This window comes from Gemmatimonas phototrophica (genome assembly GCF_000695095.2).
GTDB lineage: Bacteria > Gemmatimonadota > Gemmatimonadetes > Gemmatimonadales > Gemmatimonadaceae > Gemmatimonas > Gemmatimonas phototrophica.
Genome location: NZ_CP011454.1, coordinates 1563141 through 1586949 on the forward strand (window position 1 = coordinate 1563141; position 23809 = coordinate 1586949).

General features: G+C 64.7%; 21 protein-coding genes. 13 read left to right on the top strand and 8 right to left on the bottom strand.

What is annotated here, in order from left to right:
- The first annotated feature begins 4 nt into the window (after positions 1-4).
- From bchF to puhC, 13 genes are all read left to right on the top strand, one after another.
- The gene (bchF, locus tag GEMMAAP_RS06490) at positions 5-568 is read left to right on the top strand and encodes a 2-vinyl bacteriochlorophyllide hydratase (RefSeq protein ID WP_082821112.1); all 564 of its coding nucleotides are present in this window, start codon (positions 5-7) and stop codon (positions 566-568) included.
- Entirely contained in the window at positions 565-1818 is a 1254-nt protein-coding gene (locus GEMMAAP_RS06495) for a ferredoxin:protochlorophyllide reductase (ATP-dependent) subunit N (RefSeq protein ID WP_026850315.1), read from the top strand. The genes bchF and GEMMAAP_RS06495 overlap by 4 nt, the downstream gene beginning before the upstream one ends.
- Positions 1819-1822: 4 nt before the next feature.
- On the top strand, positions 1823-3565 hold the full coding sequence (gene bchB / locus GEMMAAP_RS06500; RefSeq protein ID WP_026850316.1) for a ferredoxin:protochlorophyllide reductase (ATP-dependent) subunit B: 1743 nt from the start codon (positions 1823-1825) through the stop codon (positions 3563-3565).
- Positions 3555-7382, top strand: a complete 3828-nt coding sequence (gene bchH, locus GEMMAAP_RS06505; protein ID WP_202969198.1) for a magnesium chelatase subunit H — start codon at positions 3555-3557, stop codon at positions 7380-7382. Before bchB ends, bchH begins: the two co-directional genes overlap by 11 nt.
- A 73-nt stretch (positions 7383-7455) precedes the next feature.
- Positions 7456-8328: a ferredoxin:protochlorophyllide reductase (ATP-dependent) iron-sulfur ATP-binding protein gene (bchL, locus tag GEMMAAP_RS06510; RefSeq protein ID WP_425482930.1), complete on the top strand. Its 873-nt coding sequence runs from the start codon at positions 7456-7458 to the stop codon at positions 8326-8328.
- Positions 8328-9128 carry a magnesium protoporphyrin IX methyltransferase gene (bchM, locus tag GEMMAAP_RS06515; protein WP_082821113.1) on the top strand — a complete coding sequence of 267 codons (801 nt, stop codon included), beginning with the start codon at positions 8328-8330 and terminating at the stop codon, positions 9126-9128. The genes bchL and bchM overlap by 1 nt, the downstream gene beginning before the upstream one ends.
- A 39-nt stretch (positions 9129-9167) precedes the next feature.
- Positions 9168-9491, top strand: a complete 324-nt coding sequence (locus GEMMAAP_RS06520; RefSeq protein ID WP_202969200.1) for a hypothetical protein — start codon at positions 9168-9170, stop codon at positions 9489-9491.
- 45 nt (positions 9492-9536) lie between these two features.
- The gene (gene acsF / locus GEMMAAP_RS06525) at positions 9537-10589 is read left to right on the top strand and encodes a magnesium-protoporphyrin IX monomethyl ester (oxidative) cyclase (protein ID WP_082821546.1); all 1053 of its coding nucleotides are present in this window, start codon (positions 9537-9539) and stop codon (positions 10587-10589) included.
- 28 nt (positions 10590-10617) lie between these two features.
- Positions 10618-12063: a BCD family MFS transporter gene (locus GEMMAAP_RS06530; RefSeq protein WP_026850322.1), complete on the top strand. Its 1446-nt coding sequence runs from the start codon at positions 10618-10620 to the stop codon at positions 12061-12063.
- Between the two features lie 29 nt (positions 12064-12092).
- A complete protein-coding gene (locus GEMMAAP_RS20820; RefSeq protein ID WP_043581335.1) occupies positions 12093-12296 on the top strand; it encodes a hypothetical protein in 204 nt (67 codons plus the stop codon).
- Positions 12296-12841, top strand: coding sequence for a photosynthetic reaction center subunit H (puhA, locus tag GEMMAAP_RS06535; RefSeq protein WP_053334338.1), 546 nt, complete (start codon positions 12296-12298; stop codon positions 12839-12841). The genes GEMMAAP_RS20820 and puhA overlap by 1 nt, the downstream gene beginning before the upstream one ends.
- Positions 12842-12843: 2 nt before the next feature.
- A complete protein-coding gene (gene puhB / locus GEMMAAP_RS06540) occupies positions 12844-13518 on the top strand; it encodes a photosynthetic complex putative assembly protein PuhB (RefSeq protein ID WP_053334339.1) in 675 nt (224 codons plus the stop codon).
- A 2-nt stretch (positions 13519-13520) separates the two neighbouring features.
- A complete protein-coding gene (gene puhC / locus GEMMAAP_RS06545) occupies positions 13521-14066 on the top strand; it encodes a photosynthetic complex assembly protein PuhC (RefSeq protein ID WP_053334340.1) in 546 nt (181 codons plus the stop codon).
- 84 nt (positions 14067-14150) lie between these two features.
- On the opposite strand, the gene GEMMAAP_RS06550 is transcribed toward puhC, so the two are convergent.
- The 8 genes from GEMMAAP_RS06550 to pufL all read right to left on the bottom strand — a co-directional run bounded on the left by GEMMAAP_RS06550 (position 14151) and on the right by pufL (position 23759).
- Complete coding sequence (locus GEMMAAP_RS06550; RefSeq protein ID WP_026850323.1) at positions 14151-15965, bottom strand: hypothetical protein; 1815 nt, start codon at positions 15963-15965, stop codon at positions 14151-14153.
- 10 nt (positions 15966-15975) lie between these two features.
- The gene (locus tag GEMMAAP_RS06555) at positions 15976-17313 is read right to left on the bottom strand and encodes a hypothetical protein (RefSeq protein ID WP_026850324.1); all 1338 of its coding nucleotides are present in this window, start codon (positions 17311-17313) and stop codon (positions 15976-15978) included.
- A gap of 49 nt (positions 17314-17362) precedes the next feature.
- A complete protein-coding gene (locus GEMMAAP_RS06560) occupies positions 17363-18775 on the bottom strand; it encodes a serine/threonine-protein kinase (protein WP_158514754.1) in 1413 nt (470 codons plus the stop codon).
- A gap of 15 nt (positions 18776-18790) precedes the next feature.
- Positions 18791-19876 (bottom strand): PP2C family serine/threonine-protein phosphatase, encoded by a 1086-nt coding sequence (locus GEMMAAP_RS06565; protein ID WP_145979034.1) that lies wholly within the window; start codon positions 19874-19876, stop codon positions 18791-18793.
- 15 nt (positions 19877-19891) lie between these two features.
- Positions 19892-20533 carry a vWA domain-containing protein gene (locus GEMMAAP_RS06570; RefSeq protein ID WP_026850326.1) on the bottom strand — a complete coding sequence of 214 codons (642 nt, stop codon included), beginning with the start codon at positions 20531-20533 and terminating at the stop codon, positions 19892-19894.
- 191 nt (positions 20534-20724) lie between these two features.
- A complete protein-coding gene (pufC, locus tag GEMMAAP_RS06575) occupies positions 20725-21780 on the bottom strand; it encodes a photosynthetic reaction center cytochrome PufC (RefSeq protein ID WP_158514755.1) in 1056 nt (351 codons plus the stop codon).
- 38 nt (positions 21781-21818) lie between these two features.
- The gene (gene pufM, locus GEMMAAP_RS06580; protein ID WP_082821114.1) at positions 21819-22922 is read right to left on the bottom strand and encodes a photosynthetic reaction center subunit M; all 1104 of its coding nucleotides are present in this window, start codon (positions 22920-22922) and stop codon (positions 21819-21821) included.
- 12 nt (positions 22923-22934) lie between these two features.
- A complete protein-coding gene (gene pufL, locus GEMMAAP_RS06585; RefSeq protein ID WP_026850327.1) occupies positions 22935-23759 on the bottom strand; it encodes a photosynthetic reaction center subunit L in 825 nt (274 codons plus the stop codon).
- Between the last annotated feature and the right edge of the window lie 50 nt (positions 23760-23809).

Consider the following 23809-nt stretch of genomic DNA (forward strand, 5'->3'; position numbering starts at 1 on the left):
GCTGATGACTGCTGTGCCCCCCCAAAAGACGGTTGCGATCGACGCAGCCGCCCATGTCCGTGCGTCGGCTCCCGCTGTACGTACGGGCCTCTATACGCCCGAAGAACGGAAGCGTCGCGACGCCACCAAGTGGACGCTGGTGCAAGGACTTCTTGCGCCGGTGCAGTTCCTGGTCATGGCGATCTCGGTGGCGCTAGTTCTGCGTTACCTCAAGACCGGACAGGGTCTTGAGGCCGCCCACATTTCCATCGTCGTCAAGACGTTTGTGCTTTACACCATCATGGTGACCGGCGCGATCTGGGAAAAAGTGGTGTTCGGACAGTACCTCTTCCACGAGTCGTTCTTCTGGGAAGACGTCGTGAGCTTCTTCGTGATCGGGCAGCACACGGCCTATCTCGTCGGGCTCTACCTCAAATGGGACCCGCGCTTCCTTATGTGGATGGCGCTGGTGGCCTATGCGGCCTACACCGTGAACGCCATCCAATTCATTCTCAAGCTTCGGGCGGCACGTCTGCAGGAAGCGGCTGAAAAGGCGGCCCGTGCGGCCGCCACGGAGCAGATGTCGTGAGTACCGTGCTCGAACTCCCTGTCATTCGCGAGCGTGGGCAGCGGGAAGTGTTTTGCGGCCTCACGGGCATCGTGTGGCTGCATCGCAAGATGCAGGACGCCTTCTTCCTGGTGGTCGGCTCCCGCACCTGCGCGCATCTCGTGCAATCCGCCGCGGGGGTCATGATTTTTGCCGAACCCCGCTTCGCCACGGCCATTCTGAGTGAGCGGGATCTGGCCGGCCTGGCCGACGCCAACGATGAATTGGATCGCGTGGTCACGCAGCTGCTCGACCGGCGCCCCGATATCCGCACCCTGTTCCTGGTGGGCTCCTGTCCGTCGGAGGTCATCAAGCTCGATCTGAGCCGAGCCGCCGAGCGCCTGAACGGCCAGTTCATGCCGCGGGTGCAGATCCTGAACTACTCGGGCAGCGGGATCGAAACCACCTTCACGCAAGGTGAGGATGCCTGCCTGTGCAGCATGGTCCCGCACATGCCGAAGAGCACCACCGCCACGCAGGAACTGCTGATCGTGGGCACGGTGGCCGACGTGGTGGAAGATCAGTTCTCCCGCATGTTCGACAAGCTGGGCGTGGGGCCGGTGCGTTTCTTCCCGCCGCGCCGCGCCCGCGACCTGCCGCCGGTGGGCCCCAATACCCGGCTCCTGCTGGCGCAGCCGTTTGTCGGGGAAACGGCGCGTGCCCTCATGGCCCGCGGAGCAACCCTCCTGTCGGCGCCGTATCCCTTTGGGGTGAATGGCACCACCGCCTGGCTCAAGGCCGCAGCGGACGCCTGGAACGTGAGTGACGCGCACTTTGATGCCGCGATTGCCCCCAACGCCGACCGGGCCCGCCTGGCGCTGGAGCGCTATCGCACGCAACTCGAAGGGAAGCGTCTCTTCATGTTTCCCGATTCCCAGCTGGAAATTCCGTTGTCCCGCTTCCTGCACGAAGAGTGCGGGATGGAGCTCGTCGAGGTGGGTACCCCGTATCTCGACAAGCTCATGATGGACGCGGAGCTCGCCCGACTCCCCGACACGGTGCAGTTGAGTGAAGGGCAGGACGTCGAGAAACAGCTCGATCGGTGCCGCGACGCACGACCCGACCTCACTGTGTGCGGCCTCGGCCTCGCCAACCCGCTCGAGGCGGAAGGATTGCGCACCAAGTGGTCCATCGAACTGGTCTTCTCGCCCGTGCATGGGTTTGAGCAGGCCGGCGACCTGGCAGAACTCTTTGCGCGCCCGCTCGACCGCGCGCGCCGCCTGGCGGTGTAACGCAATGGAACTGACCCTCTGGACCTACGAAGGACCGCCACACGTGGGTGCCATGCGCATCGCCACGTCCATGAAGGGCGTGCACTATGTGCTGCACGCGCCGCAGGGCGATACGTACGCGGATCTGCTCTTCACCATGATTGAGCGGCGCGACCGCCGCCCCCCCGTGACGTACACCACCTTCCAGGCCCGCGACCTGGGCGGTGACACGGCGGAACTGGTCAAGACCTCCGTGCGCGAAGCGTACGAGCGGTTCAAGCCTGATGCGATGCTGGTGGGCGAATCGTGCACCGCCGAGCTCATTCAGGATCAGCCGGGATCGCTCGCGCAGGGCATGTCGCTGCCCGTGCCGGTGGTGCCGCTGGAGCTGCCGGCCTACTCCAAGAAGGAAAACTGGGGCGCCAGCGAAACGTTCTATCATCTCGTGCGCACGCTGCTGCAGCCCCAGGCACCGGCACCGGGCACCACGCGTGAGCCGGTCATCGATGTGGTGCGCCGGGAAGGCCGACGCCCGCGTGCCAATCTGCTGGGGGCCACCGCGCTGGGGTTCCGCAATCGTGATGACGTGCGCGAAATCACGCGGCTGCTCCACGACCTCGGCGTGGATGTGCATGTCTGTGCCCCGCACAACGCCACGGTGGCCGATATCCGGCGCATTCCCGAGGGCGACTTCAATATCGTCCTCTATCCGGAAGTCGCCGATACCACGGCCCGCTGGCTCGAGAAGACGTTCCGCATGCCAACCGTTCGCACGGTTCCCATTGGCGTGCTCGCCACCCGCGAGTTCGTTGAGGAAATCGGCGCCGTCACGGGGCTCGATGTGCAGCCGCTGCTGGAACACGAACGGGCCGGCGCCGCGCAGGTGGATGCCAGTCGGTCGCTGTTGCCCTGGTACTCGCGTTCCGTAGACTCCACCTATCTCACCGGCAAGCGGGTCTTCGTCTTTGGCGATGCCACGCATGTACTGGCCGCCGCGCGCATTGCCCGCGATGAGCTCGGCTTTCAGGTGGTGGGGATTGGCACCTACTCGCGCGAGTTTGCCCGGCCCGTGCGCGAATATGCCGCGAAAATCGGCGTCGAGGCGCTGATCTCCGACGACTATCTGGCCGTGGAGCAGAAGGTCGCGGAGTTGGCGCCGGAACTGGTGCTCGGCACCCAGATGGAGCGCCACATTGCCAAGCGGCTCGGTGTCCCCTGTGCGGTGATCTCGGCCCCCATTCACGTGCAGGATGTGCCCGCTCGGCACTCACCGCAAATGGGCTTCGAGGGCGCCAACGTCATTTTCGATACGTGGGTGCACCCGCTCATGATGGGGCTCGAGGAACATCTGATTCACATGTTCCGCGAAGATTTCGAGTTCGGTGATGGGTCGTCGCCGTCGCATTTGCACAGCAGCGCCCCGCGGACCGCTGGGGCCACGGCGGTGCTCGATGCCCCCGAACCGTTGCTGGCGTCCGCGACGTCGTACAGCACGGCCACACGTACGGGCACCCACGAAATCATCGTGCCCGAAGCCGCCAGTGCAGTGGCGTACGACGAAGACGAAGGCGACACCACGGTGGCACCGGCAGCGGTGGCGATCACTTCCACCCGCTGGCTCCCGTCCGCCGAGTCGGAGCTCAAGAAGATTCCCTTCTTCGTGCGTGGCAAGGTGCGCCGGAACACGGAAAAGTTTGCGCTCGATCGCGGGATCGTCGAGATCACCGTGGATACCATGTACGATGCCAAGGCGTTCTATGGCCGCTGACACTCGCACTCCGGAAATGCGCGTCTGCATCACGACGCTGGATGCTCACCTCGCTGACGCGTTCGAGCGCGCCAAACAGGGGCTGAGCAGCGTTCCGGGATTGCACGTGTCGATGCACATCGCCGCCGACTTCGGGACCGACCCGAAGGCGGCGGAGCGGGCGCGGCAGGATATTGCGAAGGCCAACATTGTTGTCTGCACGCAACTCTTTCAGGAAGAGTACGCCAACGAAGTGCTGGCAGCGGTACTGGCCCGGCGGAACGAAGCCGATGCGGTGTTGTGTGCGTTGTGTACGCCGGAACTGGTGAAGTGCACGAAGCTGGGCAAGTTCGACATGATGGGCGCCGAAAGCCGCTCGCCGTTCTCGCCCATTGCGCTGCTCAAGAAACTCCGCGGCTCGCGTGGTGATGGAAAGTCGAGTGGCGAGCGGCAAATGAGCGCACTGCGCACGTTGCCCAATTTGCTCAAGTTCATTCCGGGGACCGCGCAGGACGTGCGCGCGTATCTGCTGCTCATCCAGTACTGGCTCGCCGGTTCCGATGAGAACATTGAGCAGATGATCCGGTATGCCGTCGATCGGTATGCGGCCGGGCCGCGCACCAAGTTCAAGGGCGCCCTCAAGCCGGCGCAGCCGGTCACGTATCCCGAGGTGGGGCTCTGGCATCCGGTGCTCCCCAACCGCGGTATCACCGAGTCACTCGCGGCGTTGCCGGCGCCGGCGAAGCCGGTGGGCACCGTGGGGGTGCTCGTTGGGCGCTCGTACCTGCTGGCGGGTAACGTGGCGCACTACGCCGCCGTGGTGAAGGGACTCGAGGCGCGCGGTCTGCGCGTGGTGGCGGGATTTTCGTCGGCCCTCGATGCCCGTCCGGCCATCAGCAAGTACTTCGTGAACGACCGTGGGCAGGCCACCATCGACGCGATGATCAACCTCACCGGCTTCTCGCTGGTAGGCGGGCCTGCGTACAACGACTCGGCGGCTGCACAGGTGGTGCTCAAGGGACTCGACGTGCCGTACCTCACGTTGCAGACCCTCGAATTCCAGACGATTGAGGAGTGGCAGCGCGATGCGCGCGGCCTCAATCCCTTGCAGGCCACGCTGCAGATTGCCATTCCCGAATTGGATGGGGCCATCGTCCCCACCGTGTACGGTGGCAAGGGGGCGCCGGTGGAAGGCAAGCCGGCGGCGTCGGAGCCTATTCCGGAGCGGGTGGACCGGGTGGCGGAGCGCGTGGCCCGATTGGTCATGCTGCGGCGCAAGGAGCGTGCGCAGCGGAAGGTGGCCATCGTGCTGTTCAACTTCCCGCCCAACGCCGGGAACACCGGCTCGGCGGCGTATCTGGCGGTGTTTCCGTCGCTGCAGCGCGTGCTCGCCGAAATGAAGGAAGGTGGGTACACGGTGGATCTGCCAGCCAGCGTGGATGAATTGCGGGAGCGCATTACACAGGGCAATCGCGAGCAGTTTGGCGCGCCGGCCAACGTGCACACGCGTATCCCGGTGGATGATCACGTGCGACGCGAGAAGTTCCTCAAGGAGATCGAGAACACCTGGGGGCCCGCGCCGGGGCGTCAGCTGGCCGATGGTCAATCCATTCAGGTGATGGGCGTGCAGTTCGGCAACGTGTTCGTGGGCGTGCAACCCAGCTTTGGCTGGGAAGGCGATCCCATGCGGCTCCTTTTTGAAGGGGGCTTCGCTCCCACGCACGCCTTCAGTGCCTTTTATCGCTGGCTCAAGGAAGACTACAAGGCCGATGCCGTGTTGCATTTCGGTACGCATGGCGCATTGGAGTTCATGCCCGGGAAGCAGTCAGGGCTGGACAACACCTGCTGGCCGGAACGTCTGATTGGCGATCTGCCCAACGTGTATCTGTACGCGTCGAACAATTCGTCCGAAGGCACGCTGGCCAAGCGTCGCGGCAACGCGACGCTGGTATCGTATCTCACGCCGCCGGTGTCGAACGCGGGGTTGTATCGCGGGCTGGCCGATCTGAAGACCAGCCTTGATCGCTGGCGCCAGTTGGACGGCGGACGCGCGGCCGAAGCCGATCAGTTGCGCACGCTGGTGCAGCAGCAGGCGGCGGCGGTGGAACTGGCCGCGGCGGAGCCGGCGTGGACGCCGCAGGAAACGGATGCGCGTATTGCGCACATTCGCGAGCGGTTGCTGGAATTGGAGTACAGCCTCATTCCCACCGGGCTGCACGTGGTGGGGGAACCCATGACGCCCGACGCGCGGACGGAAATGCTCATCGAGATGGCTCGCAGTGGCCGTCCCGAAGTGGACTTGCCGTCTATTGGCGAAACGGTGCTGGCGGGGCATGGCGACAAGCGCACCGACGACACCCGTGGCAGCGCGGTGGAAGCCATTGTGCGCGCCGCCGTGCAGACGCTGGTGGAGAAGGGAGACCTGCGTGCCGCACAGGCCGCCGGGCGCGCCGAAGCCAAGGGGCTAGGGCTTCGCATCAACAATGACAAGCAGTTCGATCAACACCTTGAACTGTTGTCCGGCTACGACGCCTCGCTGCGCGAGGATCGCGAAGTGGAGGGCATTCTGCGCGCCCTCGACATGCGCTATGTGGAGCCGGCCCCCGGAGGCGACTTGCTGCGCAACCCGCAGGTGCTGCCGTCGGGGCGGAATATTTACGGCTTCGATCCGTATCGCGTACCAAGCGCGGCGGCCATGCTTGAGGGGCGGACCCGTGCCGAACAGCTGCTCGGCAAGCATCAGCAGGAAACGGGAGAGTTCCCGGAGACCGTCGCGGTGGTGCTGTGGGGCACGGATAACATGAAGAGCGAGGGCACCCCGCTGGCGCAGGTCATGGCCATGATGGGGGTGGTACCGCGCTTCGACAGCGTGGGCCGACTCACGGGCGCACGGCTGTTGCCGCTGGAAAGCCTCGGCCGCCCGCGGGTGGATGTCGTGATCACGTTGTCGGGGATCTTCCGCGATCTGCTGCCGTTGCAGGTCAAGCTGCTGGCCGAAGCGTCGCTGTTGTGCGCCAAAGCCGACGAAGATCCCGAACGCAACTACATCCGCAAGCACGCGCTCGAGACCATGAAGGACACCGGGTGCACCATTGAGCAGGCGTCGCTGCGCGTCTTCTCCAATGCGGATGGCGCGTACGGTTCCAATGTGAACCTGCTCATTGAGACCGGGCGCTGGCAGGACGAAAACGAACTGGCGGACCTGTTTGTGCAGCGCAAGGGATTTGCCTACGGACCGGATGGCAAGCCGCAGTCGCAGCCCGCGCTCATGAAGCGCGCGCTGGGCAAGGCGACGCTGTCATTCCAGGGGCTCGATTCGGTAGACCTGGGCGCCACCGACATCGACCAGTATGTGGAATCGCTGGGAGGGATGACCCGCGTGATTGCCCAGCAGAACGACGGCAAAGCGCCGGCCGTGTATGTGGGCGACTATGGACAGGGGCAGGGCAAGGTGCGGACGCTCAAAGAGCAGGTCGAGCTGGAGTCGCGCACCAAGATGCTCAACCCGAAGTGGTACGAAGCACAGATTCAGTATGGCTACGAAGGAGTACGCAACATTACCGGGCACTTGGTCACGACCCTCGGCTGGTCAGCCACCGGGGGGAAAGGCACGGTGCCGCACTGGGTGTATGCGGAGGCCTCCAAGACCTTTGTGCTCGACGAAGAGATGCGGAAACGTATCGCGGACGCGAACCCCGATGCGGCGCTGGGCATTGCCCAGCGACTGCTTGAGGCCAACGACCGTGGCTACTGGCAGCCGGATGACGCCACGCTGGAAGCGTTGCGGGATGCGGCGGCAGATCTCGAAGACAGGCTGGAAGGGGTGTACGCCAGTTAACGCCGGACGCAGTTTGTAGCATGCAGCATCACTCCCCACGGGTAAACGCATGACGAGTATGAAGCTTCCCATCATGGACCAGGTCGGCGACGGTGACGGGTCCGTGCAGGTTCACCTGGACGAGAACCAGAAAATCGAAGGCGCGCTCGTCATCGCGGTGTACGGCAAGGGCGGTATCGGGAAGAGCACCACGTCGTCGAATTTGTCGGCGGCCTTCTCCAAGCTGGGGAAGCGGGTGCTCCAGATTGGTTGCGACCCGAAGCACGACAGCACCTTCACCCTGACCAAGAAAATGGTCCCGACGGTGATTGATGTGCTGGAGAGCGTGGACTTCCACGCTGAGGAACTGCGCCCCGAAGACTTCATGTTCGAGGGGTACAACGGCGTCCAGTGTATCGAGGCCGGCGGACCGCCGGCGGGCACCGGGTGCGGTGGGTACGTCACCGGCCAGACCGTCAAGCTGCTCAAGGAGCACCATCTCCTTGAGGACACGGATGTCGTGATTTTCGACGTGCTGGGTGACGTGGTGTGCGGCGGATTTGCCGCCCCGCTCCAGCATGCGCACTATTGTCTCATCGTCACGGCCAACGATTTCGATTCGATCTTTGCCATGAACCGCATCATTGCGGCCATTCAGGCGAAGGCGAAGAATTACAAGGTGCGTCTGGGTGGGGTCATTGCGAACCGCTCGCGCGACACCAACGAAATCGATCGGTTCAACAACGCGGTGGGGCTGCGGACCATGGCGCACTTCCAGGATGTGGATGCCATTCGCCGCAGCCGCCTCAAGAAGTGCACGATTTTCGAGATGGAGGCCACCGAAGAAGTGGTCACCGTGCAGAACGAGTACCTGTCGTTGGCCCGCCGGATGCTGGATGATGTGCATCCGCTGCCGGCAAACCCTTTGAAGGATCGCGAGATCTTCGACCTCCTCGGATTCGACTGATGTCCACTGTCAACGATCACTCCCCGACTCCAGGTCCGTCGTTCGAGGGAACGCCGCTTGGGGGTTCGCACGCCGCATCGGTGTCGTACCGCGAGCGGCGGGCCTGGATCGGGGAGTACTTCGACCGCACGGCCGCCGATGCATGGAAGGCGCTGACCTCGGACGCCCCGGTGTCCCGTGTCCGTGCCTCCGTGCGGGCCGGTCGAGACCGTATGCGCACCACTCTGTTGAACTGGATCCCTCCCGAGTTGCACGGCAAGCGGGTGCTCGACGCCGGATGCGGCACGGGCACCGCGTCCATTGAGCTGGCGCAGCGGGGAGCCGAAGTGGTGGCCATCGATCTGTCGCCCACCCTGGTGGAACACGCGCAGGAGCGGGCCGAGGCCATGGGGGTGTACGACATCGATTTCCGGTCGGGCGACATGCTGGATCCGTCGCTCGGGTCGTTCGATTACGTCGTTGCCATGGACTCGATCATTCACTACGAGCTCGCAGACATGGTGAAGGCGCTCGCCACGCTGGCGCCCCGGGTACGGGAGCGGATGGTCATTACGGTGGCGCCACGCACTCCGATGTTGTCCGTCATGCGCGCCGTCGGAAAACTGTTCCCCCGCTCCGACCGGTCACCGTCCATTGTCCCGGTGTCGGAAAATGCCTTCCGCAAGGCCTTTGGCGCGCAGCCGGCGCTGGACAGCTGGGGGATGGTCGGCACCAGGCTCATTGAGTCGGGCTTTTATCGTTCCATGGCGATTAACCTGCAGAACGCTACGCTCGACGCGCATGGCGTTCGGCGCAGCTGATCCGTAGTTGGCCTTTCGGGAGGACGCAGGATGGAAGTGATGGGATGGAGCCTGGCCGGTCTCGCCGTGGTGGCGGGCGGGGCGTGGTATACGATGTCGCGGCGCCGCGAGGTCCCCTGTACGGTGGACCTCGAGATGACGCACGATCATTTCCATGCCCATGTGGATCTCAAAGGGGTCGAGGTGGACCCTGGCGATGAAGTGCTGGTGCGCAACACGCCCAGCCGCATCGCATTTGGGACCACCACCACGTTTGAATCGAGTGCCGAGGTGAAGCGCGCCAGCTGGCTCAAGCGCCAGGTTGTGAAGCTCACCGGCGGTACCGAAATCCACGAACTTTACGAAGTTGGCTTCGAAGGCTGATCACGACTTATGTACACTACCGAAACGGGTGTTCCCGTCCGTGCGATGAAGCCGGTAAACGAGACGACGAAGGCGGCTCAGCAGGACGCCATTCTGAATCCGCGCTTCTACACCACGAATTTCGCCGAGATTGACGGTCTCCGAATCACGCCGGAAAACCGGAAGATGTGGGACGAGATTCTGGCCGAGTTCCGCCGGGATCCCAACAAGGATCATTTCAAGCGGAACGCCGAGTTCGATCAGAGCTTCGAAGACATGGATCCGGCGCTGCGCGAGCAGTTCGTGGAGTTTCTTACGTCGTCGGTGACGGCAGAGTTTTCGGGGTGCATTCTGTACGCCGAAATCAAGAAGCGCATCAAGAATCCGGATGTGCGTGAACTCTTCGGCTTCATGAGCCGCGACGAAGGGCGCCACGCCGGCTTCATCAATCACACGCTGAATGACTTCAACGTGGCCGTGGATCTGAGCTTTCTCACCAAGGCCAAGAAGTACACGTACTTCCAGCCCAAGTTCATCTACTACGCGACGTACTTGTCGGAAAAAATCGGGTATGCCCGGTACATCACGATCTTCCGCAACTTCGAGAAGCAGCCCGACAAGCGGTTCCACCCCATCTTCAAGTGGTTCGAGAACTGGTGTCTCGATGAGTTCCGCCACGGCGAAGCGTTTGCGGTGCTCATGCGCTCCAATCCGCAGTTTCTCGAGGGCGTCAACAAGTTCTGGATCCGCTTCTTCCTGCTGGCCGTGTTCTGCACCATGTACGTGCGCGACCACGCCCGGAAGCCGTTTTTCGACTTCATGGGCATCAACGTTGATGAATACGATCGCAGCGTGATCAAGCTGACGAACCTCATCAGCCGTCAGGTGTTCCCCGAGACCATCGACACCGACAGTGAGGCCTTCTGGGAGCTCATGCACCAGATGTGGCTCAACACGGATGCCATGCGAAAGGCGGAGGCGGCTGGTGGTGGGCTGTTCACGAAGCTCAAGGTAACCGCGCTCAAGGTGTCCAACGGACTGACGTTCCTGCGTCTGTTCCTGCGTACGCCGCATCGTCAGCCGCTGCCGGCGGACGTGCGCATGCAGCCCGTCTGGTGAGCCTGGTGCACGTCCGGGGAATTCGGTAATGGCATCGGCGTCCGACAAGATCGTCAGCTTGTGGCGCAGCGTGGGGAGCGAGTGGCTGCCCTTCGCCGACGTGGCCACGAACGATGTCCCGCTCTCGCGTCTGCTGCGGCTGTCGCTGTTCCAGCTGTCGGTGGGCATGGTGCAGACGTTGTTCGTGGGCACGCTCAACCGCGTGATGATCCTCGAACTCAGGGTGCCCGCCTCGCTGGTGGCCATCATGCTGGCCATCCCGTTGCTGGTGGCACCGTTCCGTGCGCTGGTGGGATTCAAGTCGGATACCCACAAGAGCATTCTGGGGTGGAAGCGGGTGCCGTATTTGTGGCTGGGCACCCAGATGCAGTTTGGCGGGTTGGCCATCATGCCGTTTGCACTGCTCGTGTTGTCCGAAGGCGGAGGCCGCGCCCCGTTATGGGTGGCCTATGCCGGGACCGGCCTCGCCTTTTTGCTGGTCGGGGCCGGAGCGCACACCACGCAAACGGCCGGCTTGGCCCTCGCCACGGACATCGTCAAAGAGGACAAGCGTCCCCGCGTCATCGCCCTCATGTACCTCATGATGCTCATGGGGACGCTGGTGAGTGCGCTGGTGCTCGAACGCCTGTTGCAGGGCTTCACCCCCTTCAAGCTCATTCAGGTCATTCAGGGAACGGCCGTCTTCACGGTCATCTGCAACGCGTTCTCGCTGTGGAAACAGGAAGTGCGGGTGCGCGGTGTGGTGGAATACAAGAAGGGGGAGCGACGCCCCATGTTCAGTGAGGCGTGGCGCACCTTTTCGGAGGGAGGGCAGGCGGTCCGGTTGCTCATTGCCTCAGGGCTGGGCTTCTTTGCCTTCAATCTGCAGGATGTGCTGCTGGAGCCGTACGGCGGGGAAATTCTCAAGTTCACCGTCGCGGAAACCACGGCCCTCACCGCCATCATGGCGTTCGGCGCGGTCATTGCCTTTGCCTGGGCGGCCAACGTGATGCGGGCCGACACCGATCCCGTCAAGATGGCCTCACACGGGGTGATCGTCGGGGTGATCGGCTTCTCCCTCATCGCGGCGGCCAGCGTGTCGCATTCGGCGTTCCTGTTCCGCGTCGGTGTCATGCTGATCGGCTTCGGCGAAGGACTCTTTGGCGTGGGCACGTTGTCCTTTGCCATGAACATCCGGGATGCCTCGCAGCATGGCATCGCCCTCGGCGCGTGGGGGGCGGTCTTTGCCACCGCGGAAGGGCTCTCGTTTGCAGTGAGTGGAATCGCCAAAGACTGGCTGTCCCACTTGATCGGCCGGGGAGCGCTTGGTCCCGGGATTACCAGTGCCGCGGCACCCTACACCATGGTGTATGTCACCGAGATCGTGGTGCTGTTGGCCACGCTGGTACCGCTGCTGACCCTGACCCGGCGCGAGCCGGGCCCGGATGCTGTAGATTCCTCTCGAACATTTGGTCTCGCCGATATTCCGGCCTGACCGGTTACCCTCCGCACCGGAGTCGTCCCATGATGGAGTACATCGATGGTGCCCAGATCGCGCTGTATGCGTTCTGGCTGTTCTTCTTCGGCCTGATCATCTATCTCCGCCGCGAAGACAAGCGTGAAGGGTACCCGCTCGAATCGCCGCAGGGGCCGCGTGATGGCTGGCCAAAGGGAGCACCCAAGAAAACGTACGTTCACCGTGATCACGGCGGGGAGGGCACGCACTGATGTCAGACGTCAAGTTCGTTCCGGCAGATAACTACAACGGCTCGCCCATCATCCCCACGGGTAACCCGATGATCGATGGCGTGGGACCGGCCTCGTGGGCCGAAGATCGTCGCGACGAGCCCGATCTCACCTACCACGGCTCGCACAAGATCGTCCCGATGCGCCTCGATCCCACCTTCTCGATTGCCAAGGGTGATCCGGATCCGCGTGGGCTGCCCGTTATTGCGGCCGACAAGCAGGTGGCCGGCACGGTGGTGGAGCTGTGGGTCAACCGCTCCGAGCCGCAGGTGAGCTACTACGAAGTGCAGCTCGCCAGCGGCGAGCGTCGGGTACTCCTGCCGACCGGTTATGTCCAGTGGCCCAACTTCGGACTCTGGGGCAACGACAAGTTGCTCGTGAAGTCCATCACGGCCGCGCAGTTTGCCAACGTCCCCGCCACGAAGCGCGACGATCAGATCACGCTCCTCGAAGAGGACAAGATCTGTGCGTACTACGCTGGTGGACACATGTACGCGTTCGCGGAACGCTCGCAGCCGATCATCTGATTATGAGCCAGCCGGGCGACGGCACGCCGACGGAACCGCAGTACATTCGCGGCGTGCCGCACCCGCTCCCTGAGGGAGAGCGGTTGTTGTGGGAGGGTGCTCCCGCCATGAAGCCAGTATCCACGCACGTGTTCCACTGGCGCCTCATCGTGGCATACTTTGCCGCCATGCTCGCCTTCTGGGCGGTGAGTACGGAGCACCAGCCTGGCAGCGAGGTGTACCTGGCCAGTGCGGTGGTACGTGTGTCGCTGTCCCTCTTCGTGCTGCTGGCGGTGCTTGGACTGTCACGGGCCGTCGCCACCACCTCGTGGTACGCCATTACGAGCAAACGCATTGTCATGCGGGTCGGGATGGCGTTCCCCATGTCCATCAACATTCCGTTCACCATCATCGAGTCGGCCGGCCTCGGCCTGTTCAAAGATGGCACGGGGCAGGTCACGGTGACGCTGCAGAAGCAGAGCCGCATTGCCTACATCGCGCTGTGGCCGCATTGCCGCGTGTTCCGCTTCACCAATCCGGAGCCGGTGTTGCGTGGGCTTGAAGAACCGCACAAGGTCGCGGAGATTCTCGCCACTGCGGTTGCTGAAGCCGCCGGTGCCGACACGCGCGTGGAGCGCGGCGGGGTTGCCGGTCGTTCCGGAAACAGCATGGGCGTGCCCGCCACGGCGGGAGCGTAAGGGTGAGTCAGCAACAGCAGCCGCCCAGCATTGTCTTTGAGCCGGAACCGGGAGAGCGCCCCGGTGGTGCGCCACCCCTCACGGTGCCCAAACCGGCGCTGCAGATGGCCGGGCTGCTCATTGCCACGGTGTTTGCCCTCGCCATTGCCGCGCGGTTTTTCGGCTTTGGCGCCTTCCGTGAGTTGCCCACCACCATTCTCATTGAGCGCTCGCTGCGCTTTGAGGATGCGCCGAATCAGGGCATTACGGTCATCGATGCGTCCACCAACAAGGTGGCGGTGGTTCTGGAGCCGGGCAGCAACGGGTTCCTGCGTGGTGCGTTGCGCGCGCTTACGCGCAGTCGCCGCGCGGCGGGCATTGGTTCTTCGGAGCCGTTTCGTGTGGTGCGCTACACCGACGGACGCCTCGTGCTGCACGACGACGCCACCGGACAGCAGATCACCATCACGAGCTTCGGCCCCACGCAGATTGAGAGTTTCGACAATCTGCTGAAGGAAAAGCCGGGCCCGGGACCGACAGTGGCGCCGCCGTTCGTGCCGGTGCAGTAAGCAAGCGAGGGGGCGATGCCATGGCATCGCCCCCGATTTACTTACGCCCCGGCAGTTCTGCCGTCTTGCTGTACCCCAACCGCTTTATCCCCGCCGCCCCTCCGCCTTCACCGTCACGTTGCACGTGAGTTCCCCCACGCGCAGCCGACGATAGAACACGATGTTCACGGTCACCTGGAGCAGGCCGTCGGGGGCGAAGCGGCCGGTCAGGCGCGTGGTCAGTGCCGTCATCGTGCGCGCCTGATCCGGGACAATGCGGAACGTGCTGGCGAAGTAGCCATCCGGGTCTACCGTACTCGGAAAGACATCGCCCCCCTGAAATGCCACGGCCAGTGTATCGGCGCCCGGGATATGCGTTACCACGGCAATATCTTCGGCATTAGGGGCACGACGCCACACTTGCGTGCACTCCGGCGACCCCACTGCCGACGCCGCCGCGTAGCGAATACGATACGAACCCGCGACGCCCTTGCTGCGTACGCCGGCGGCGGCCTTCGCGGCAGCGGCCTTGGCGACCGCTGCCCGTGTATCAGTTTTGCCGCGCGGCGCCGTGGTGTTGGGCACCGCCGCCGCTTCACTGCGAAAGCGCACCACGGTGCCGAATTCCGTAATGATCTCGGCGATGTCGTCCTTGCGATATTCGTGGCGCAGGCCCGTGCGCATGTCGCGGAAGATCACCGAGCCCGCGCGCACCACGTCCACTCGGCCCTGCATTTCGCGGCCATCCACGAAGTGGATTTCGTCGAACGTGATGGGCGTGGCCGAGGACGGGCTTTGCATGCGGCGCCCTTCGCCGGCGGCGCGACGGGCGGGTTGCACGAACACCATGCGACTGCTGTCGGCGCCGGTAGAGAGCAGCCCGCGCGTGATGGACGGTACGCCCGGGCGCTCCGGCGCCATGATCGCCACACCGCCGGTGAGCGACGGCGATACGGTTTGCGCGCTCACCGTCCCGGAAAGCGCGGGCGGGGTGTTCGAGGGCAACGGCCGCTCCATAACCGGCTGGCTCGTCACAGCAGCACCCGGCACATTGGAGGTGGACACGAGAGGCTGTGCACGGTCGGCCGGGACGCGTTCCGGTGCGTCGCTGGCGGGTGCCCCGATCGTTGTGGCCGGTGCCCCCTGAGGCACTGCTCCCTCTACCGCGTCTACGCCCGACGCCCCCGAGAGGCTGGCCAGCGCCACCCGTCCCACCACGAGGAGCAGCATGGCGCACAGGGTTCCGAACAGTGCCTTGGGAATCCACTGTGGAACGGCGCCGCCGCCGGCTCGTGAACGGCCCGTGTAGGCCGTGGCATACCGCGGAGGGCTGGCAGGTGGCTGCAGTCGTCCGCGGCCTCCAGCGAGGCGCTGAGCGGCCGTGGCAGCCTTCGCGGCAGGTGCGGGCACTCCCGCCATGCGCGTTTTGCTCCCACTGGCCGAACCACCGCTCATGGCGGCCGCCACGGCCCGCGCTTGCTGTGCCGCCTGCGCTCCCGCCGCGGCGGCACTGGCGTTGAGGCGGGACGCGAGCGCCGCCACCGATTCCCGTTTGGGTGGCGGGGCAACGCGCAACTGCGATTCATCAATGACCCGCAGCGCGTAGGCCCACGATTCCACGGCCCACCGGGCCATCTCGGGCTGCACAAACCGCTCGGTGCTCCAGTGCAACACGAATGGTGCGACCACCGCATCAAAGCCCGGAGTGGCCATGGCCCTGGCGGGCAGTCGGTCACGCCACCCACGGCGGTGCGCTTCAATGAGGAACTCGGCCAGGGGGCGCGCATCACTGCCGGTCCGGTCGAGCAGGCGATTGCGCAACACAAACAACGAGGGCTTGTCGAAACGCGTGGGGCTCTCGCTCACCAACTCCCGCAGCGCGTCGCGCATGCGGACGCGCGGATCGAGCGGCGCACTCATGCGTCGGTGCTCAGTTGGAGAGCCGCTGTCCCGAGAGGTCGGCGGTCACCACACATGTCTGGCGTTTGCCCCAACGGAGGATGGCATCGGTGTGGGTGATGCTTTCGCCGGTGAACCCATCCGGTCCGAAACGGCCGCGCATACGAAACTGCCAGGTCACGTTGTTGGTCGTGCCCGCGCGCGGCTCCGAGATAAACAGTCCGTCGGAATCGAGCGTTCCCGTGACGCCACGGGTGACCAACGTAAAGGTGGCCGAGCCGGGCACATGCGAGACCCGTTCTTCAGTTTCGCGTCCCCCCGCCAAAGCGCCGGCCACCGCATCGCAGCTTTCGCTGCCGCTTACGTCACGCACGCGCTGCGTGACGAGATAGCGCCCGCCGACGCCGGCGTCGCGGATTGCGCCGCGTGCGGCCAGCAGACGGGTCGCCGAATCGAGTGGCGACGGGGCCACCACCATGGCGGCCACCGCTGGCACCGCCGCTTCGCCGGACGCCTCTGGTGCGGCCACCGTTTGTGGTGTCTGCGGCTGCACGCTGTCCACCGCTGCCACGCCGCTCAGCTCCAACGCGCCAACCGGCGCCGGAACATCGGGACGACCGCGAAAGGACTTCATGAGGCCAACCGTAACGATCACGAGCAGCACCAGCAGAACGACCGCGGCGCGTCGTTCGGCCGGATGAAACCTGGGGCCGGGCGGTACCGTGCCCCGCACCACAACGCGCCCCGTGTTGGCCAGCGCTGCCAGACCAGCGGCATTGGGCCGCTGGCCCACACCAAACGACACCGGGCCGCCGGCCCACGACGGGACACCCTTCATGGCGGCTGGGATCTGCTGGGGGGAGAGCACCGGCGGTTGTGGCACCGGGGGGCGCGGGGACACACCCGGCGCGGCAGAGCGCCCGGCAGATGATGCGACCGCCTGGCGATCTGCCCCGGGTGGACGCGCCACGGACCTGGCGGCCCCCGCCGTGTCCAGGCCGAATTCCACCACGGGGGGCTCCGGCACGGGAGCGATGCCCATCGCCCGTCCCCAGACATCCACGGCCCAACGCGCAACGTCTGGCTGCAGATACCGGGTCGAGACCAGTTGGTGCACCAGAGGCGCACGTACATGCGGCCACGACGGCCCCGATTGAATCGGCACCCCCGTGAGCGCCGGCCGTACACGCTGGCCAATGTCGAGGAGCAGCAGCACCAGCGGTCGGTAGTCACTGCCGCATTCATCGAGTACGCGCCCCGTTTCCGCGCGCGTGAGTCCCTCCGCGGCACTGGCGACCGTGGGCCACACGGCCAGCAGCGCCGCGCTCACACGCGTGAACGCATCACCGGACGACGACGGGGAAGTCATGGGCCGCAATCTTCAGTGCGACGAGTCCGGAAACAACCGGGTGTGGCGCCTAGACGGTGCCGATCTTGAGCACCCGTGCCGGGAGCTCGTCGCCGATGCGGACCGTGAGACCACTCACCAACTCCAGCGACGCATTGCGCCCAACCGTGGGCCCGTTCACCACCTGCCATGGGGTGTCGCTGGTATTCACCATCCACCACTTGCCGCCGTGTTGCGCCACATAGCCACGGGCCGTGCGGTCGGCCTTTTCGTTGGGGAGTGCCCCCATGCGCAGGTGCCAATCATGCAGCGCCAGATGATGGAAGAGGACCACGAGTTCCTGCTCATCCACCAGTCCTTGCGGCGTATCGCGCCACAGATGCGCCACGAGAATGGGACCGCCCAGTCGCTCGTCTCCCGCGACAGAGCCGTGCGGCTGGCCGGGCGTCACGAGCGTCCATTTGCCGCTGGGCAGCGGATGGAGCCGTTGCATGGTCTTGTACAGCGCCAACTCCCACTCGGCGGCATCGGCGCGCTTGGCGGGAGCGTGCAGTCCGTCCACGAACGTGCGGGTGAAGCACTTGGCGAGGTGCGGCCCCAATCGCGTGAAAGGCACCGCGATGGGCTGATGCGACGGATTGCTGCGGTCGGTGGGATGTTCCACAAACAGCGCGCGCGATCCCATGGAAAGCTGTTCGTCTTCTTCGGCGGACCGCGTGCTGTTCACCTTCTTGCCCTGCAACGGATGACGCTGCAACAGCAACTCGTACAGCAGGACGGCCAACGCATGCTTGTCGGTGGCAATGCTGGGCTGTGCCTTATTGGCCAGCACTTCCGGCGCGATATACCCGGGCGTGCCCAATACCGATGGCGGGGCCACACCTGGCACCACCAGCGAATCGATATCGATGATGCAGGCATCGCCCCCTTTGGGGTCCACCAACACGTTTTTGTTGGACAGATCGGCGTGCGCCAACCCCGCCATATGCAGACGGCGCACCGCACGCGCCAGACGTACCGATACCTGCAGGCGGGTGAGCAGTGAACCGACCTCTGCCTGCGGTACAAACTTCGACGCTTTGCCGCCGGTGAACCACCGCACTTCTTTTTCCTGCTTCGTCCCAAACCGATCGCTGAAGTAGAAGTTGCCGCGATAGGTCGGCGTGACGACCGCCAGCGGCGGCCACACCAGTTGCTGGCGCTGGGCAAACGCCTGCGGAATGGCGTTCACACCGTCGGCCATGCCCACGGGCCAGCAGAAGTACGGCGACCAATAGGCGCCGTTTGCGGCGAGCGTGGGATTGTAATTGGTGAGGATGCGGGTGAGGCGATCTACCCGTTCCCGCCGGTCACTCAGCGTGCCGTAGTAGAATCCCACCGCAAACTGCCGGTCCCGCGTGAGAAAGACGCGCTTTTCGGCGCCCGTTCCGACCGGTTCATCCTCGAGTTGCAGCGTACGCCCATCGGTCAGGCGGCAGGTCACCGTGCCCATGTACCGCTAGGCCGCAGGAGGGAACGTGACTAAGGCCGCGGCGGTGGCCATGCACAACGTGCGGTCGTCGTTCTCCCCCCGCTTTTCAAACGCCAGCCATTCGGTCAGGGCGTGCACGGGATCGGCCGCCTGCAGAACGCTGTCCGTAAACACGGGCGTGAGCGCGGTGGGCAGCGGGGTGGTGTCCGTGGTGCCGTTGGCCAGCGTCGCCACCAGTGCGCGGGCATGCCGCGTGAACGGATACCAGGGATCTTCCACCCCATCGCTGGCCAGCAGGACACCAGTTACATGGTCGCCGGGCTGCGTGCGCAGCGACGACTGCAGCACGTCGAGTGCGCCATCGTCGGGGAGAAAGTGCGCCACTTCGCCGGAGAAATCACCGGTGGCTGCCGCAAACGGATGCGACAGCGCCCCATCGGTGTGCACGATGGCTATGGCGCCGTCACCCACCTGCATCACGGCCAGCATCCCCTGATGCCACGCTGCCACCAGCAGCGTGGTGCGCAGGTCGCGCAGGGCAATGCCAACCCGCGCGGCAAAGTCACGCATGCGGTCGTTGACCAGTTGCGCGGCATGACGCATGGCCGGGCCGAGGGCTTCGCGGGCGGCACGGCCATGCTGCACGGCATCGCGCAGTTCGTGCGTGACCGTGAAGGTGGCGATGGCACTGCCCAGGCGGCTGTAGGTGGCAGACCCGGCGCCGTCGGCCACCGCGGCACACCACCCCCCGGCAAAGTGCACGAGGTGGCCGGCATCTTCGCGATGCTCACCGCGATGCGCATGCAAACGTCCACGGCGCGAGGCCAGCAACAGCGACCAGCCGTCGGCGCTCATGCGGACTCCCGTTGCTTCGTGCGCCGCGGCGGCGCTGCCGGATGTGAAGAGCCCCGGCGCGACAGCGTCGAGATGATCGCGCCATTCGTCGGGGCACCAGGGCGCCGTGGGCGTCACCGAGTTCCAGATGGCGCGCGGCGGCTCTGCGGCAGCGGTTGGCGGGGCCGCCGGGCCCCCCGTTTCCGCGGTGCCCGACGCGCCGCCACGCTCGGCGGCGGCGGAATCGGCGTCGGGCAAGTTGCTGAGATCTGAATTCACGGCGTGAATCACGCCTTACGGAACAATCGTGATGCCGGGCGGCGGCGGCGGCAACGTGATGCTGCCCCCGTCGGCCACTGCGCCGACCTTGGCACTCGTCTGCTTGACGCTGGCCGACACGAACCGGAAGAACGCCTTGAAGGCATCCGGCGACATGTCCTGCATCTGAATTACAATCTCCGTGATCTGCTTGAGCACTTCCGTGTCTGCCTGATCGCCACAGGCCACCGCGATGATGTTGGCCGGACGACGCTCGCGCAGCTGCTGGGCGTACACGGGCCAATCCACATCGGTAGGGGCGCCGTCGGAGAGGACGAACACCAGCGGGCGCCAATCCCCCTTCTGATCGGCGGTGGTCCGCACGATTTCGCGGTCGAAACACTCGAGCAGCAGACGCAGCCCGTCTCCGAAATTGGTTTGTCCGCTGGCCTGAAGATCAGGCGGGTTGAACATCGCCACTTCGGTGAGCGGGACCGCCTGCTGTGCGGCATTGGAGAAGGTAAGGACCGACAGGTACGCGCTTTCGATCGCCTGCGGGTCACCCAGCAGGTCACGGTGCAGCTGGCGGATGCCCGACTTGACCGACTCAATGGGGGTGCCCTGCATCGAGCCGGACACGTCGGCGAGGATGTACACGGGCAGGCGGCGCGTAGACACGGTAGGGACTCGGAAGGAAATGACGTGGGAAGGGGCCCGGACGCGTGACCACGCCCAAAGCTGACGCAGGCTAAATGCACAGCGGGCGATTGTGGTTTCGGCAACGCAAAACCCCGCAACGCCGAGGCGCCGCGGGGTCGGGCCGCGCGGCGGGCCAGGGGCCCTATGCGCGGTGCTTGGTGCGTCCGGACTTAGTTCACGCCACCCACGGGAGTGGTGACGGAACCGGGGCGGGCGCTGGTGCGCTGCGCGGGAGCTGCTGCCGGAGCGGCAACCACCGTGCTGTCGGTCTTGGTGCTGTCAGCGGCGACGCGCATGATGCCGGGGAAGGGCACGCCGTTCCAGTCAGCACGCCCCCACATGGCCGGGAAGTCCTTGGCCATCTGGGCCCCGTACAGCGGCTTGTACGCGCCATTGTGACAGGTCACGCACTGTGCCTTGGGGGCATCTCCCATCGCGCCGAGTCGAACGGCCGGATAGACCGGCTGCAGCGGTGCGAGGTAGTTCTGGTTCACGTCCCGCAGCATGAGGATACCGTGGTACGCCGTGACACGCGCCGGGGGCGCTTCACGCCAGCTGGCGAACTGACGGGTGTTGTGGCAGTACGTGCAGTTCACGCCCAGGGAGCGGGACTGTGAAATCATGAGCGCGTACGTCCACTCCGCCTGCTTCGTCGAGCTCCGATTGGCGTTGCTCGGCGCAACCCCCTGCGTGATGACGCGCGCGCCATCACGGTCGAGGTAGTGACGCAGGTAGTCCGTCTGGCTGGAGTAGAACCACAGCCCGTTGGGCAGGGGCTTCCCCATGTGACAGGTGTAGCAGGTCACCCCGGTGTTCTTCACGTGCTGCGAGTAGTTCCCGTTGATGTTCCGGGTCATCTGCAGCATGCGACGGGCGACGATCTTGGTGTACAGCGGCTTGCCGTTCGGCAGGGTGTCATCCTGGAAGGCCGCCACGTTGTGGCAGTACGCACAGTTGCCGGTACCGGCCACCCACGTACTCATCGCGATCATGGTGCGGTTGAATTCCGCAATGCTGATGTCGTTGAGCACTTGCACGTTCTTCCAGGGGAGCGGCCCCGGGGGCGACTCGCCGGCCGGCGGCGGGCTCTGGGGCAGTTTCACCTGGGCAAACTTGGTCTTGAGGTCACCGTGATCGTAGTTCTGTTCCATCGCGGTGCCGCGATAACCAACCTGCACGGTATCGGTCGCGGCGTCGCCACAGGCCCCGAGTGTCAGCAACGACACTGGGACCATGGCGCGCAGGACGTGACGAAGTCCGTTTCTCACTGGGTTCCCCCCGTCTTCGTCGAATCCGTCGTGATCGAGTCAGTAACAATGGGCGCCGCTGCCGTGTCGGGCATGGTCGCGTTCTGCGGGACCACGTACGACGGGAAGGAGTCGGGCGCGGTTCCCTGATACCGGCCACGCAGCAGGTCCTGCTGTTCCGGCGTGAGCTGGTTCTGCGCCGGGTATGGCGCCACCAGACCATGCTTCACACCCCAGAGATACCAGTTGTCCACGACTGTACCGGTGAGCAGGATGCCGATGCCGCCCGTAAAGGTCGTGAGCACGGCAAACCACCAGGCCCAGCGGTGAATCGATTCCATGGTGGCGTTGAAGCCCATGCACCAGCGCCAGAACAGCATGGAGCGTTCCGCGGCCGTCCCACGGTCGGTGATCTGTTCGATTTCCCGCTCACCACCCATCCGGGCAACCGCCAGAATGGTGGCCCCGTGCATGGCGAACAACACGGCGGAGCCGTAGAGGAACGCGATGGAGAGGGCGTGGAACGGGTTGTAGTACAGATTGCCGTAGCGAATCGAGAACGCCGACGTCCAGTCAAGGTGCGGGAAGATGCCGAAGGGCACCATCTCGCTCCAGCTGCCAACGAGCAACGGCTGGAAGAAGAACGTGGAGTACAGGAAGATCGCGCTGGCAAAAGCCCACGGCAGGTGCGAGCCCATCTGCAGGGCGCGCGCCCGGCGGTAGATGCGAATCCACCAGAGAATGATGCTCACCGTGAGGAAGAAGCCGGCCATCAGATACCAGCCCCCCTGATTCAGAGGCGGGACCCGCAGGCCGTATTGCGGTGGCGGCGGCTCAAGGGCTAGCCACGGGAGCTGGCGAATGAACTCTACCGGGTCCCAGCCGACCGAGGCCCACATGTTCAGGCCGATGATCTCAATGGCGATGAAGCCGAAGATCAGCGACAGTACACCGGCCCAGCCGAGGTAGATCGGACCGATCTGGGCATCGCCGAACTTGCCGGCGAGATACGAGAAGGTCCCGGTGCCATAGCGCGTTCCCGTCGATTCATCGATCGGGATACCCGGTTCAGGGACGGTACGCACCTGAACGCGAGTAAAGAGATTCTGGTATTCAAGCATGGTGACCGGGCCTCACTTCCAGATGGGGAGGTTGAGCCACCAGTTCCACCACTCAGGCCAGCCCTGTGTCCAGAAGGGGCCGGAGATCACGATGCAGATGGCACTCCACACCGCCGCGCCGACTGCGAGGAACAGGCCGAGACGGTGAATGCCGATCGCGCCGATCGAGTAGCCGAGCAGGTCGCGGAAAAAGACGTTTTCCTGTTCACTTGTCCCGGTCGGGGTTCCCTTCGGTGGATTAGTCACCGAGAGGATCAGCGATCCGTGCATCGCAAGCGCGAGGCAGTTCGTGAAGAAGAACGTGACGGCGATCATGTGCGCCGGATTGTAGTGGAAGTGGAGGTACTGATACCCCACATTCGACACCCAGTCCAGGTGCGAGAAGATGCCGTACGGAAAGCCATGGCCCCAGGCGCCCAGCAGGAACGGGCGAATGACGACCAGCGTGGTGTAGGCGAGAATGGCACCGCCGTACGCCCACGGAATGTGCATACCCATGCCAAGCTTGCGCGCGATTTCGGCCTGGCGCAGCGCCCAGGAGCCGAACGCGCCGAGGGCGCACAGCGTGATGATCTGCCACAAGCCGCCTTCGCGTAGTGGCGCGAGGCCCAGACCATATTTCAGGTCAGGTGGCGCGATATTGATCTGCCACAGATTCCACGTCGGGCCCATCGCCGCACCCCACACGCACAACAGCGTGCCGAGCGTGACGAAGAAGATCGTCGTGACACCAAAAAAGCCCACGTAGAACGGACCGAACCAGAAATCGAAGAGATCTCCGCCGATCAGCGTACCACCGCGGACACGGTACTTCTTTTCAAAGCTTAGCATCGCCATGGGCGATATCTCCGGACGCGCAGAGAAAAGGCAGCGGGGGGGGAAATGCA